The organism is Streptomyces sp. 17_S59, from assembly GCF_056930295.1.
On the sequence record NZ_JBXOWD010000001.1, the window covers coordinates 1,065,178 to 1,078,314 of the forward strand.

Sequence of the window (13,137 nt, forward strand, 5' to 3'; positions counted from 1 at the left end):
CGAGAACAGACGAAAAGTCCTGGTCAGCCTCGCTCGACCAGGACCTTTCCGGACATAATGACCGACAATTTTGACGCCGGGCCCGCCTCTGTCGCGTCCCGGGCGCCTAGCCGGCCACCGCCTCCCGCACCTCGTCCGCGAACCGCTCGGCGCTCGCACGCAGGGCGGTCACGTCCGGTCCGTGCCGCAGCACCCCCCGGCTGACGTTCGGGACGACGTCCTTGACGGCCGCGCCGAACACCCGCGGCAGGTCGGCGGCGGTGGCGCCCTGCGCCCCGATGCCGGGGGCCAGCAGCGGGCCGTTGATGGCCAGATCCGCACCCGCCGCGGCCGGCCCGCCGCCCAGCGTGGCGCCGACGACGGCCCCGTACGAGCCCATGGGGGCCGCACCGGCGTTCTCCGCCCGCAGGTGGTTCAGCACGGTCGCGGCGACGCTCGCGCCGTCCGCCCGCACCGCGTGCTGCACCTCGGCGCCCTCAGGGTTCGAGGTGAGCGCCAGGACGAACACGCCGGTGCCGCTCTCGCGGGCCAGGTCCAGGGCGGGCCGCAGCGAGCCGTAGCCCAGGTACGGGCTGACCGTGACGGCGTCCGAGAACAGCGGGGAGGACGGGTCCAGGTAGGTCGCGGCGTAGGCGGCCATGGTGGAGCCGATGTCGCCGCGCTTGGCGTCCATGAGCACCAGGGCCCCGGCGGCGCGCGAGTCGGCGACGGCGCGCTCCAGGACGGCGATGCCACGCGAGCCGAAACGCTCGAAGAACGCGGACTGCGGCTTGAGGACGGCGACGCGGTCGGCCAGTGCCTCCACCACGGTGTGCGTGAAGCGCTCCAGTCCGGCGATGTCGTCGGACAGGCCCCAGTCGGCGAGCAGCGAGGCGTGCGGGTCGATGCCGACGCACAGCGGACCGCGCTCGTCCATGGCACGGCGCAGCCGGGTGCCGAACGGTTCCAGGGGGCTCATGCGGCGGCCTTCTTCCGGGTCTCGGCGCCGACGGCCTCGGCGAGGGTGGCGTAGGGGCTGGCGGCCAGGCGCTCGGCCAGGCCCTTGTGGATCGCGCGGCACCAGAACGGGCCCTCGTAGATGAAGGCGCTGTAGCCCTGGACCAGGGTGGCGCCCGCCAGGATGCGCTCCCAGGCGTCGTCGGCGGTCTCGATGCCGCCGACCCCGACGAGGGTGATCCGGTCGCCCACCCGGGCGTACAGGCGGCTCAGGACCTCCAGCGAGCGGGCCTTGAGCGGGGCGCCGGACAGGCCGCCCGCGCCGATGGCCTCGACGGTCCGCATGGGCGTGCGCAGGCCGAGGCCGTCGCGGGCGATGGTGGTGTTGGTGGCGATGATGCCGTCCAGGCCCAGCTCGACGGCCAGGTCGGCGACGGCGTCGATGTCCTCGTCGGCCAGGTCCGGCGCGATCTTGACCAGCAGCGGGACGCGGCGGTCGGCGACCGTGCGGTCGGCCGCCTCGCGGACGGCGGTCAGCAGCGGCCGCAGCGACTCGGTGGCCTGGAGGTTGCGCAGTCCGGGGGTGTTCGGCGAGGAGACGTTGACGACCAGGTAGTCGGCGTGGGCGGCGAGGCGCTCGGTGGAGGTGACGTAGTCGGCGACGGCCTCCGCCTCCGGCACGATCTTGGTCTTGCCGATGTTGACGCCGACGGTGGTGCGGAAGGCCGCCTTGCGGGCCGCCAGGCGCTCCGCGACCGCTTCCGAGCCGTCGTTGTTGAAGCCCATGCGGTTGATCAGCGCGCGGTCCGCGACCAGGCGGAAGAGCCGCTTCTTGGGGTTGCCGGGCTGGGGCTGGGCCGTGACGGTGCCGATCTCGACATGGTCGAAGCCGAGCATGGCCATGCCGTCGATCGCGGCGGCGTTCTTGTCGAAGCCGGCGGCGAGGCCGAAGGGGCCGTGCATGCGCAGGCCCAGGGCCTCGGTGCGCAGCGCCTTGTGGCGGGGGGCGAGGACGGCGGCGGCGAAGGTACGCAGGACGGGGATGCGGGCGACGGCGCGGATCCAGCCGAAGGCCAGGTGGTGGGCCTTCTCGGGGTCCATGCGCTTGAAGATCAGGTCGAAGAAGAGACGGTACATGTCCAGCCTTCTGAGCTAGGGAGCGTGGCGAGGAGGGCTCATGAGGAGGGGGACACCTCCCGGTGTCCCCCTCCTGGGTCCTACGCCTCGCGCGCGGCGGTCAGATGTTCCGCGTGCTCCTGGAGGGAGCGGACGCCGACCTCGCCCCGGGTCAGGGCGTCGATGCCCTGGACCGCGGCGGCCAGTGCCTGGACGGTGGTCAGGCAGGGGACCGCCCGGGCGACCGCGGCGGTGCGGATCTCGTAGCCGTCGAGGCGGCCGCCGGTGCCGTAGGGGGTGTTGACGATGAGGTCGACCTCGCCGTCGTGGATGAGCTGGACGATGGTCTTCTCGCCGTTCGGGCCCTCGCCCTCGCTCTGCTTGCGCACCACGGTGGCGTTGATGCCGTTGCGGCGCAGCACCTCGGCGGTGCCGGAGGTGGCCAGCAGCTCGAAGCCGTGGGCGACCAGCTCACGGGCCGGGAAGATCATCGAGCGCTTGTCGCGGTTGGCGACCGAGACGAACGCACGGCCCTTGGTCGGCAGCGCGCCGTAGGCACCGGCCTGCGACTTGGCGTAGGCCGTGCCGAAGACGTTGTCGATGCCCATGACCTCGCCGGTGGAGCGCATCTCCGGGCCGAGGACGGTGTCCACGCCGCGGCCGTGGATGTCGCGGAAGCGCGACCACGGCATCACGGCCTCCTTGACGGAGATCGGCGCGTCCATCGGCAGGGTGCCGCCGTCGCCGGTCTTCGGCAGCATGCCCTCCTCGCGCAGCTCGGCGATGGTCGCGCCCAGCGAGATCCGGGCGGCGGCCTTCGCCAGCGGCACCGCGGTGGCCTTCGAGGTGAAGGGGACGGTGCGGGAGGCGCGCGGGTTGGCCTCCAGGACGTAGAGGATGTCCCCGGCCATGGCGAACTGGATGTTGATCAGACCACGGACGCCCACGCCCTTGGCGATGGCCTCGGTGGAGGCCCGCAGCCGCTTGATGTCGAAGCCGCCGAGGGTGATCGGGGGCAGCGCGCAGGCGGAGTCGCCGGAGTGGATGCCGGCCTCCTCGATGTGCTCCATGACGCCGCCGAGGTACAGCTCGCGGCCGTCGTAGAGCGCGTCGACGTCGATCTCGATGGCGTCGTCGAGGAAGCGGTCGATGAGCACCGGGTGCTCGGAGATCAGGCCCGCGTGCCGCTCCAGGTAGCCGGCCAGCGAGGGCTCGTCGTAGACGATCTCCATGCCGCGGCCGCCGAGCACATAGGACGGGCGGACCATGACCGGGTAGCCGATGCCGGCGGCGATGCCCTTGGCCTCCTCGAAGGAGTAGGCGGTGCCGTACTTGGGCGCGGGCAGCCCGGCCTCGGTGAGCACGCGGCCGAAGGCGCCGCGCTCCTCGGCGAGGTCGATGGCCTCCGGGGAGGTGCCGACGATCGGCACGCCGTTGTCCTTGAGCGCCTGGGCCAGGCCGAGCGGGGTCTGGCCGCCGAGCTGGACGACGACGCCCGCGACGGGGCCGGCCTGGGACTCGGCGTGGACGATCTCCAGGACGTCCTCCAGGGTGAGCGGCTCGAAGTAGAGCCGGTCGGAGGTGTCGTAGTCGGTGGAGACGGTCTCCGGGTTGCAGTTGACCATCACGGTCTCGTAGCCCGCCTCGCTGAGCGCGAAGGAGGCGTGGACGCACGAGTAGTCGAACTCGATGCCCTGGCCGATGCGGTTCGGGCCCGAGCCGAGGATGATCACCGCGGGCTTCTCGCGCGGCGCGACCTCGTTCTCCTCGTCGTAGGAGGAGTAGAAGTACGGGGTCTTCGCGGCGAACTCGGCGGCGCAGGTGTCGACGGTCTTGTAGACCGGGCGCACGCCCAGCGCGTGGCGGACCTCGCGGACGACGTCCTCGCGCAGGCCGCGGACGGCGGCGATCTGGGCGTCGGAGAAGCCGTGCCGCTTGGCCTCGGCGAGCAGCCCGGGCTCGAGCTTCTCGGCGGCGGCCAGCTCGTCGGCGATCTCCTTGATCAGGAAGAGCTGGTCGACGAACCAGGGGTCGATCTTCGTCGCCTCGAAGACCTCCTCCGGGGTGGCACCGGCGCGGATGGCGGCCATGACCGTGTTGATCCGGCCGTCGGTGGGCCGGACCGCCTTCTCCAGCAGCTCGGCCTTGTCGCCGGGCTCCGACACGAAGTCGAACTGCGAGCCCTTCTTCTCCAGCGAGCGCAGGGCCTTCTGGAGGGCCTCGGTGAAGTTGCGGCCGATGGCCATGGCCTCGCCGACCGACTTCATGGTCGTGGTGAGGGTGGCGTCGGCGGCCGGGAACTTCTCGAAGGCGAAGCGGGGCGCCTTGACCACGACGTAGTCGAGCGTGGGCTCGAAGGACGCCGGGGTCTTCTCGGTGATGTCGTTGGGGATCTCGTCCAGCGTGTAGCCCACCGCGAGGCGGGCCGCGATCTTGGCGATCGGGAAGCCGGTGGCCTTGGAGGCGAGCGCGGAGGAGCGCGAGACCCGCGGGTTCATCTCGATGACGATGACCCGGCCGTCGTCGGGGTTGACGGCGAACTGGATGTTGCAGCCGCCGGTGTCGACGCCGACCTCGCGGATGATCGCGATGCCGATGTCGCGCAGGATCTGGTACTCGCGGTCGGTGAGGGTCATCGCCGGGGCGACGGTGATGGAGTCACCGGTGTGCACGCCCATGGGGTCGAAGTTCTCGATGGAGCAGACGACCACGACGTTGTCGTGCTTGTCGCGCATCAGCTCCAGCTCGTACTCCTTCCAGCCGAGGATGGACTCCTCCAGGAGCACCTCGGTGGTCGGGGAGAGCGTGAGGCCCTGGCCGGCGATGCGGCGCAGCTCCTCCTCGTCGTGGGCGAAGCCGGAGCCGGCGCCGCCCATGGTGAAGGAGGGGCGCACGACGACCGGGTAGCCGCCGAGCGTCTCGACGCCCGCGAGGACCTCGTCCATGGTGTGGCAGATGACCGAGCGGGCGGACTCGCCGTGGCCGATCTTGGCGTTGACGGCCTCGACGACGCCCTTGAACAGGTCGCGGTCCTCGCCCTTGTGGATGGCCTCGACATTGGCGCCGATCAGCTCCACGCCGTACTTCTCCAGCACGCCGTTCTCGTGCATGGAGATGGCGGTGTTCAGCGCGGTCTGGCCGCCGAGGGTGGGCAGGAGGGCGTCGGGGCGCTCCTTGGCGATGATCTTCTCGACGAACTCCGGGGTGATCGGCTCGACGTACGTGGCGTCGGCGATCTCCGGGTCGGTCATGATCGTGGCCGGGTTGGAGTTGACGAGGATGACCCGCAGGCCCTCGGACTTCAGGACGCGGCAGGCCTGGGTGCCGGAGTAGTCGAACTCCGCGGCCTGGCCGATGACGATCGGGCCGGAGCCGATGACCAGAACGGACTGGATGTCGGTGCGCTTAGGCACGCTGGCCCTCCATCAGGGAGACGAAGCGGTCGAACAGGTACGCGGCGTCGTGCGGGCCTGCTGCTGCCTCGGGGTGGTACTGGACGCTGAATGCCGGCTGGTCGAGCAGCTGGAGACCCTCGACCACGTTGTCGTTCAGACACACGTGGGAGACCTCGACGCGGCCGTACGGCGTGTCGGTCGCCCTGTCGAGGGGGGCGTCGACGGCGAAGCCGTGGTTGTGGGCGGTGACCTCGACCTTGCCGGTCGTGCGGTCCTGCACGGGCTGGTTGATGCCCCGGTGGCCGTACTTCAGCTTGTAGGTGCCGAAGCCGAGCGCGCGGCCGAGGATCTGGTTGCCGAAGCAGATGCCGAAGAGCGGGGTCTTGCGGGAGAGGACCTCGCGCATCACGGCGACGGGGTGGTCGGCGGTGGCCGGGTCGCCCGGGCCGTTGGAGAAGAACACGCCGTCCGGCTCGACGGCGTAGACGTCCTCGGCGGTGGCGGTGGCGGGCAGGACGTGCACCTCGATGCCGCGCTCGGCCATGCGGTGCGGGGTCATGCCCTTGATGCCGAGGTCGATCGCGGCGACGGTGAACTTCTTCTCACCGATCGCGGGGACGACGTACGCCTCCTTGGTGGCGACCTCGGTGGAGAGGTCGGCGCCCTTCATCTCGGGGGCCTGGCGGACCTCGGCGAGCATGACGCCCTCGTCGGGGAGCACGTTGCCGGAGAAGATGCCGACCCGCATCGCGCCGCGCTCGCGCAGGTGGCGGGTGAGGGCGCGGGTGTCGATGCCGCTGATGCCGACGATCCCCTGCTTGGCCAGCTCCTCGTCCAGGGAGCGGCGGGAGCGCCAGTTGGAGGGCACGCGGGCGGGGTCGCGGACGACGTACCCGGCGACCCAGATGCGGCCGGACTCGGGGTCCTCGTCGTTGACGCCGGTGTTGCCGACGTGCGGAGCCGTCATCACGACGACCTGGCGGTGGTAGGAGGGGTCGGTGAGGGTCTCCTGGTAGCCGGTCATGCCGGTGGAGAACACGGCCTCGCCGAAGGTCGTCCCGACGGCCCCGTAGGCGCGGCCGCGGAACGTACGACCGTCCTCCAGGACGAGTACCGCGGGGACCTTGCTCCCCCTGCTGGAGGTCGTCATCGTGCGCCTTCCGTAGTGCTGTTCATGGTGCTGATCGCCTCGACCCAGGCGGGGTGCCCGGCCGCGCGGTCGGAGCGGAATCCCGAGTCGATCGTCTTGTCGCCGTGCTGCCAGGTGATCACGAGCAGGCCGCCCTCGGTGAGGACCTTGCCCGCGATGCCCTTGTCGAGGCGGGCGCCGCGCAGCGCGGCGGCGGGGATGAAGAAGTCCGTCGCGCCGGGGCGGACGACGTCGACGCCCTGCTCCGTCAGGGTGAGCCGGGCGCGGCTGCGGGTGCCCAGGTCGCGCGCGACGATGCGGTCGAGCCACTGCCCGGCGGTGGTCGAGCCGTGGTAGCGGCCCTCCATCGTGAGGGTGGCGGTGCCCGGGTCCTCGGGGGCGGCGGGCAGCTCGGGCAGGTCGCCCTGGAGCGTGCCGCGCCACTTCCAGCCCTCGCGCATCAGCCAGTAGAGCAGTGCGATGAAGAGCAGCAGCCCCACGACCCAGCCGGCGCGCGCGGCCCAGTGGGTGACGTCCTGAGACTTCTGCTCGGCCGCCAGAGTGATGAGTGCAGGTGTCACGCGAGATTCCCGTCCACGACCGTCGCCCGGCCCCGCAGGAAGGTGTGGGTGACGCGCCCCGGCAGCTCGCGGCCCTCGTAGGGGGTGTTGCGGCTGCGGGAGGCGAAGCCCGCGGGGTTCACGACACCACGGTAAGCGGAATCGACCAGCGTGAGGTTGGCGGGCTCACCGGGGGCGATGGGACGGCCGTGCCCGGCGAGGCTGCCGATGCTGGCGGGCTTGAAGGACATGCGCTCGGCGACCCCGGCCCAGTCCAGCAGTCCGGTGTCGACCATCGTGTGCTGGACGACGGAGAGGGCGGTCTCCAGGCCCACCATGCCCATCGCCGCGGCGGCCCACTCGCAGTCCTTGTCCTCGTGCGGGTGCGGGGCGTGGTCGGTGGCCACGATGTCGATGGTGCCGTCGGCCAGGGCCTCGCGGAGCGCCATCACGTCGCGCTCGGTGCGCAGCGGCGGGTTCACCTTGTAGACCGGGTTGTACGTGCGCACCAGCTCGTCGGTGAGGAGCAGGTGGTGCGGGGTGACCTCGGCAGTGACGTCGATGCCGCGGGACTTGGCCCAGCGGACGATCTCGACCGAGCCGGCCGTGGACAGGTGGCAGATGTGCACCCGGGAGCCGACGTGCTCGGCGAGGAGGACGTCACGGGCGATGACCGACTCCTCGGCGACGGCCGGCCAGCCGCCCAGGCCCAGCTCGGCAGAGACGATGCCCTCGTTCATCTGGGCGCCCTCGGTGAGCCGGGGCTCCTGGGCGTGCTGCGCGATGACGCCGCCGAAGGCCTTCACGTACTCCAGCGCGCGGCGCATGATCACGGCGTCGTCGACGCACTTGCCGTCGTCGGAGAAGACCGTGACCCCGGCGGCGGAGTCGTGCATGGCGCCCAGCTCGGAGAGCTGCTTGCCCTCCAGGCCGACGGTGACGGCGCCGATGGGCTGGACGTCGCAGTAGCCGTGCTCCTTGCCGAGCCGCCAGACCTGCTCGACCACGCCGGCGGTGTCGGCGACGGGGAAGGTGTTGGCCATGGCGAAGACGGCGGTGTAGCCGCCGCTCGCGGCGGCGCGGGTGCCGGTCAGGACGGTCTCGGAGTCCTCGCGGCCGGGCTCGCGCAGGTGGGTGTGCAGGTCGACCAGGCCGGGCAGCAGGATCTTGCCGTCGGCCTCGATCACCTGAGCGCCGTCGGCGGCCAGGCCACCACCGCCCGGTAGGGCGATATTGGACGGCGTCACCTCGGCGATGGTCTCGCCGTCGATCAGGACGTCCTGCGGCTCGCCGCCGAGGACCTTCGCACCGCGGATCAGGATCTTGGACATTACTTGCTCTCCTCGGTGCGGGCGTTGTTCGTGGTGACGGCCGGCTCGGAGCCGCCCAGGAGCAGGTAGAGGACGGCCATCCGGGTGCTGACGCCGTTGGCGACCTGCTCGACGGCCGTGCAGCGGTCGGAGTCGGCGACCTCGGCGGTGATCTCCATGCCGCGGTTCATCGGGCCCGGGTGCATCACGATGGCGTGCTCGGGCATCTTCGCCATGCGGTCGGCGTCCAGGCCGTAGCGCCGCGAGTACTCGCGCTCGGTCGGGAAGAACGCGGCGTTCATGCGCTCGCGCTGCACCCGCAGCATCATCACGGCGTCGGACTTCGGCAGCACGGCGTCGAGGTCGTAGGAGACCTCGCAGGGCCAGCTCTCGACGCCGACGGGCACCAGGGTGGGCGGTGCGACCAGCGTGACCTCGGCGCCCAGCGTGTTCAGCAGGTGGACGTTGGAGCGGGCCACGCGGCTGTGCAGGACGTCGCCGACGATGGTGATCCGGCGGCCGGACAGGTCCTTGCCGAGCCCGGCGTCCCGGCCGACCAGGCGGCGGCGCATGGTGAAGGCGTCCAGCAGGGCCTGGGTGGGGTGCTCGTGGGTGCCGTCGCCCGCGTTGACGACGGCCCCGTCGATCCAGCCGGAGTTGGCCAGCCGGTAGGGGGCGCCGGAGGCGTGGTGGCGGATGACGACGGCGTCGGCGCCCATGGCCTCCAGGGTCAGGGCGGTGTCCTTCAGGGACTCGCCCTTGGACACCGAGGAGCCCTTGGCGGAGAAGTTGATGACGTCGGCGGAGAGGCGCTTGGCGGCGGCCTCGAAGGAGATGCGGGTGCGCGTCGAGTCCTCGAAGAAGAGGTTGACGACGGTGCGGCCGCGCAGGGTGGGCAGCTTCTTGATCGGCCGGTCCGCGACCCGGGCCATCTCCTCGGCGGTGTCGAGGATCAGGACGGCGTCGTCGCGCGTGAGGTCGGTGGCCGAGATGAGGTGGCGCTTCATCCGGGTTTCTCCGTGGTTGGGAGGTATGCGGGGGCTGGGGCCGGGCGTGCGGCGGCGCACGGGCCCGCGGGGCGGGTCCGTGGAGGCTCGCTACTGCGTGTCGGCCGGGGCGGTCGTGCCCGCGCCGAGGAGCACGCTGTCGCGGCCGTCCTCCTCGGTCAGGTGGACCTTGACCGTCTCCCGCAGCGACGTGGGGAGGTTCTTGCCGACGTAGTCGGCGCGGATCGGCAGCTCGCGGTGGCCGCGGTCGACGAGGACGGCGAGCTGGACGGCGCGCGGCCGGCCGAGGTCGTTCATGGCGTCGAGGGCGGCGCGGATGGTGCGGCCGGAGAAGAGCACGTCGTCGACGAGGATGACGAGCCTGCCGTCGATGCCCTCGCCGGGAATCTCGGTGCGGGCGAGCGCACGGGCGGGACGCAGCCGCAGGTCGTCGCGGTACATGGTGATGTCGAGGGAGCCGACCGGGGTCTTGCTTCCGGTGATGTCCTCGAGCTTGGCGGCCAGCCGGCGGGCGAGGAAGACGCCGCGGGTGGGAATGCCGAGGAGCACGACGTCGTCGGCGCCCTTGGCGCGCTCGACGATCTCATGCGCGATACGGGTGAGGACCCGGGCGATGTCCGGTGCTTCGAGCACGGGACGCGCGCTGGGAATTGCGTCCATACGAAACGGACCTCCTTCTCCGCCTCACGGGACGGACATTAAAGGACGTCGGATTTACCTGTTTACCGTACCAGGAGCAGCGCGTAACTCCTGCCATGGCCCCCTGACGGCCCAGGGTATGGCCCATTCGGCTTGACGAACCGAGATTACGCTGCGTAACCTCACAGTGAGTTACCAGACACGCGGCAGTCGAGATGACGCCGTCGCACGTCGATACAGCGTCCGGGGAGCTTTATGTCCAGCGAATACGCCAAACAGCTCGGGGCCAAGCTCCGCGCCATCCGCACCCAGCAGGGCCTCTCCCTCCATGGCGTCGAGGAGAAGTCCCAGGGGCGCTGGAAGGCCGTCGTAGTGGGCTCTTACGAGCGCGGCGACCGTGCCGTCACCGTGCAGCGCCTGGCCGAGCTGGCCGATTTCTACGGCGTTCCCGTGCAGGAGCTGCTGCCCGGCACCACGCCCGGCGGCGCCGCCGAGCCCCCGCCGAAGCTGGTCCTGGACCTGGAGCGGCTCGCCCACGTCCCGGCCGAGAAGGCCGGCCCGCTCCAGCGCTACGCCGCGACCATCCAGAGCCAGCGCGGCGACTACAACGGCAAGGTGCTCTCGATCCGCCAGGACGACCTGCGCACCCTCGCCGTGATCTACGACCAGTCGCCCTCGGTCCTCACCGAGCAGCTGATCAGCTGGGGCGTGCTCGACGCGGACGCGCGCCGCGCCGTCCAGCACGAGGACGCATAGCCGTCCATCGTCCCTGACGACAAAACCGCCGTGGGGCGGGAAACCCGGAGGTTTCCCGCCCCACGGCGGTTGTCGTTTCAGCGGGCGTCGCGCCGGAGGCTCGGCTTCAGCTCCTTGAAACGGCCCAGCAGGCCGTTCACAAAGGCCGGCGAGTCGTTGGTGGAGAACTCCTTGGCGAGCTGCACCGCCTCGTCGATCGCCACGGCGTCCGGGGTACCGTCCTCCCAGATCAGCTCGTAGGCGCCGAGCCGGACGATGCTCCGGTCCGCGGCGGGCATGCGGTCCAGGTCCCAGTCGACCGCATACGTGCTGATCAGCTCGTCGATGCGCGCGACATGCTGCGCATAGCCCTCGACCAGCTGCATCGTGTACTCGTTGACCGGCGGCTGCCGGTCGTCGGACCGCGAGTGCCGGATCCAGTCCGCGAGCACGTTCTGCACGGTCGTGCCGCGCTGATCGGCCTCGAAGAGGATCTGGAAGGCGCGCTTACGGGCCTTGCTACGGGCGGCCACGGTTAGCTGTTCACCCGGCCGAGGTAATCACCGGTACGGGTGTCGACCTTGATCTTCTCACCCGTGGTGATGAAGAGCGGAACCTGGATCTGGTAGCCGGTCTCCAGCGTGGCGGGCTTGGTGCCACCGGTGGAGCGGTCGCCCTGGACGCCCGGCTCGGTCTCCTGGATGACCAGCTCGACGGCGGCCGGCAGCTCGACGTAGAGCACGCTGCCCTCGTTCTGCGCGACGACGGCCTCGAAGCCCTCGATCAGGAAGTTGGCCGCGTCACCGACGGTCTTGCGGTCGATGTGCAGCTGGTCGTACGTGTCCATGTCCATGAACACGAAGTACTCGCCGTCCATGTACGAGAACTGCATGCCGCGCTTGTCGACGTTGGCCGTCTCGACCTTGACGCCGGCGTTGAAGGTCTTGTCGACGACCTTCCCGGAGAGCACGTTCTTCAGCTTCGTACGGACGAAGGCGGGGCCCTTGCCGGGCTTGACGTGCTGGAACTCGACAACGGACCAGAGCTGGCCGCCGTCGAGCTTGAGCACCATGCCGTTCTTGAGGTCGTTCGTGGATGCCACGGTTGCGGAATCTCCTGGACTGGTGGAACCAGAAAGTGCGGTGCGCCGCTTAGAGCGCGAGCAGCTCTTTGGTCGTAATGGTGAGTAGCTCGGGTCCGCCGTCCGCCTCGGGGCGGACGACGAGCGTGTCATCGATCCGGACGCCGCCCCGCCCCGGGAGGTGGACTCCCGGATCTACGGTGACCGGCACGCAAGCGTCCAGTTTACCCATTGCCGAGGGCGCCAGCCGAGGGTCCTCGTCGTTTTCGAGTCCCACGCCATGGCCGATCCGCGGTCCGACCCGTTCGCCATGGCCCGCCGCTTCCAGCACGACTCGCGCCGCCCTGTCAACATCACGGTACGCCGTCCCCGGCACGAGTGCCTCGCGGCCGGCCCGCTGGGCGGCGAAGACCTGGTCGTACAGCTCGATCTGCCAGTCGGCCGGGGAGGCCCCGATGACGAACGTCCGGGCGATCTCGCTGCGGTATCCGCGGTAGTGGGCCCCCAGGCAGACGCTGAGGAAGTCGCCCTCCTCCACCCTGCGGTCGGTCGGCACATGACCGACCCGTCCCGAGTTGGGTCCGGTACCGACCGAGGTGGGAAACGCCGGCCCGTCGGCGCCGTGATCGATCAGACGGCGCTCCAGCTCCAGGGCCAGGTGGCGCTCGGTGCGCCCGACCAGTATCGACTCCAGCAGCTCGCCCAGGGCCTGGTCGGCGATCTCGGCGGCGATCCGCAGCGTGGAGATCTCCTCGTCGTCCTTGACCACCCGCTGCTGCTCCACGGCCGTGCCCAGGTCGTTCAGGCGCACCCGGGGCGCGACCGAGCGCACGGCCCGGTGCCGGGAGACGGTCAGATGGTGCTCCTCCACCGCCAGCGAGCGCGCTCCCGCCTCGGCGGCCCGCTCGGCACCCGCCACCGCGGGGTCGCCCTCCGGCGTCGGCAGCACCAGGACCCGCAGGTCGTCGGCGGGCCGGCTGGCCCCCGTGGCGTCCGTGAAGGGGTCGCTCGCGCACATCAGCACGTCCCCGCCGGGCCCGAGGAGCAGCACGGCACCGGCCGGCGCGCCGCCCACCAGGTACCGGACGTTGGCGGCACCGGAGACCAGCGCCGCCTCACTGCCGCCCGCCTCGCACCACTCGCGCAGCCGGGCGCGTCGTGCCGCGTACACCTCGGACATGCTTCCGAGCGTACGTTCGGCGGCCGGTTCCGGCCTTTCCAGCGCCTCC

The 13,137-nt window shown here is 71.0% G+C and carries 12 protein-coding genes; 1 reads left to right on the plus strand and 11 read right to left on the minus strand.

Annotated features, from left to right (window positions below; translation table 11 throughout):
• Nucleotides 1-106: 106 nt before the first annotated feature.
• The 8 genes from pyrF to pyrR all read right to left on the minus strand — a co-directional run bounded on the left by pyrF (nucleotide 107) and on the right by pyrR (nucleotide 10,113).
• The gene (gene pyrF, locus AC1Z4A_RS04420) at nucleotides 107-958 is read right to left on the minus strand and encodes an orotidine-5'-phosphate decarboxylase (protein ID WP_483676501.1); all 852 of its coding nucleotides are present in this window, start codon (nucleotides 956-958) and stop codon (nucleotides 107-109) included.
• Nucleotides 955-2,073, minus strand: coding sequence for a quinone-dependent dihydroorotate dehydrogenase (locus tag AC1Z4A_RS04425; RefSeq protein ID WP_483676502.1), 1,119 nt, complete (start codon nucleotides 2,071-2,073; stop codon nucleotides 955-957). Before AC1Z4A_RS04425 ends, pyrF begins: the two co-directional genes overlap by 4 nt.
• 80 nt (nucleotides 2,074-2,153) lie before the next feature.
• Nucleotides 2,154-5,465, minus strand: a complete 3,312-nt coding sequence (carB, locus tag AC1Z4A_RS04430) for a carbamoyl-phosphate synthase large subunit (protein ID WP_483676503.1) — start codon at nucleotides 5,463-5,465, stop codon at nucleotides 2,154-2,156.
• A complete protein-coding gene (gene carA / locus AC1Z4A_RS04435; RefSeq protein WP_483676504.1) occupies nucleotides 5,458-6,597 on the minus strand; it encodes a glutamine-hydrolyzing carbamoyl-phosphate synthase small subunit in 1,140 nt (379 codons plus the stop codon). The genes carB and carA overlap by 8 nt, the downstream gene beginning before the upstream one ends.
• Nucleotides 6,594-7,157 (minus strand): PH-like domain-containing protein, encoded by a 564-nt coding sequence (locus AC1Z4A_RS04440; protein ID WP_483676505.1) that lies wholly within the window; start codon nucleotides 7,155-7,157, stop codon nucleotides 6,594-6,596. The genes carA and AC1Z4A_RS04440 overlap by 4 nt, the downstream gene beginning before the upstream one ends.
• Nucleotides 7,154-8,467: a dihydroorotase gene (locus AC1Z4A_RS04445; RefSeq protein WP_483676506.1), complete on the minus strand. Its 1,314-nt coding sequence runs from the start codon at nucleotides 8,465-8,467 to the stop codon at nucleotides 7,154-7,156. The genes AC1Z4A_RS04440 and AC1Z4A_RS04445 overlap by 4 nt, the downstream gene beginning before the upstream one ends.
• The gene (locus AC1Z4A_RS04450; protein ID WP_483676507.1) at nucleotides 8,467-9,453 is read right to left on the minus strand and encodes an aspartate carbamoyltransferase catalytic subunit; all 987 of its coding nucleotides are present in this window, start codon (nucleotides 9,451-9,453) and stop codon (nucleotides 8,467-8,469) included. Before AC1Z4A_RS04450 ends, AC1Z4A_RS04445 begins: the two co-directional genes overlap by 1 nt.
• A gap of 90 nt (nucleotides 9,454-9,543) precedes the next feature.
• On the minus strand, nucleotides 9,544-10,113 hold the full coding sequence (pyrR, locus tag AC1Z4A_RS04455; protein ID WP_483676508.1) for a bifunctional pyr operon transcriptional regulator/uracil phosphoribosyltransferase PyrR: 570 nt from the start codon (nucleotides 10,111-10,113) through the stop codon (nucleotides 9,544-9,546).
• A 234-nt stretch (nucleotides 10,114-10,347) separates the two neighbouring features.
• Here pyrR and bldD point away from each other — a divergent pair, with 234 nt between their 5' ends.
• Complete coding sequence (bldD, locus tag AC1Z4A_RS04460) at nucleotides 10,348-10,848, plus strand: transcriptional regulator BldD (RefSeq protein WP_004948690.1); 501 nt, start codon at nucleotides 10,348-10,350, stop codon at nucleotides 10,846-10,848.
• A 77-nt stretch (nucleotides 10,849-10,925) separates the two neighbouring features.
• Here bldD and nusB read toward each other — a convergent pair whose 3' ends face one another.
• Genes nusB through AC1Z4A_RS04475 form a run of 3 tightly spaced genes read right to left on the minus strand, consistent with a single transcriptional unit; the run spans nucleotide 10,926 to nucleotide 13,088 of the window.
• Nucleotides 10,926-11,360 carry a transcription antitermination factor NusB gene (gene nusB / locus AC1Z4A_RS04465; protein ID WP_483676509.1) on the minus strand — a complete coding sequence of 145 codons (435 nt, stop codon included), beginning with the start codon at nucleotides 11,358-11,360 and terminating at the stop codon, nucleotides 10,926-10,928.
• Between the two features lie 2 nt (nucleotides 11,361-11,362).
• Nucleotides 11,363-11,929, minus strand: a complete 567-nt coding sequence (gene efp / locus AC1Z4A_RS04470) for an elongation factor P (protein WP_483676510.1) — start codon at nucleotides 11,927-11,929, stop codon at nucleotides 11,363-11,365.
• 49 nt (nucleotides 11,930-11,978) lie between these two features.
• Nucleotides 11,979-13,088 (minus strand): aminopeptidase P family protein, encoded by a 1,110-nt coding sequence (locus AC1Z4A_RS04475; protein WP_483676511.1) that lies wholly within the window; start codon nucleotides 13,086-13,088, stop codon nucleotides 11,979-11,981.
• Between the last annotated feature and the right edge of the window lie 49 nt (nucleotides 13,089-13,137).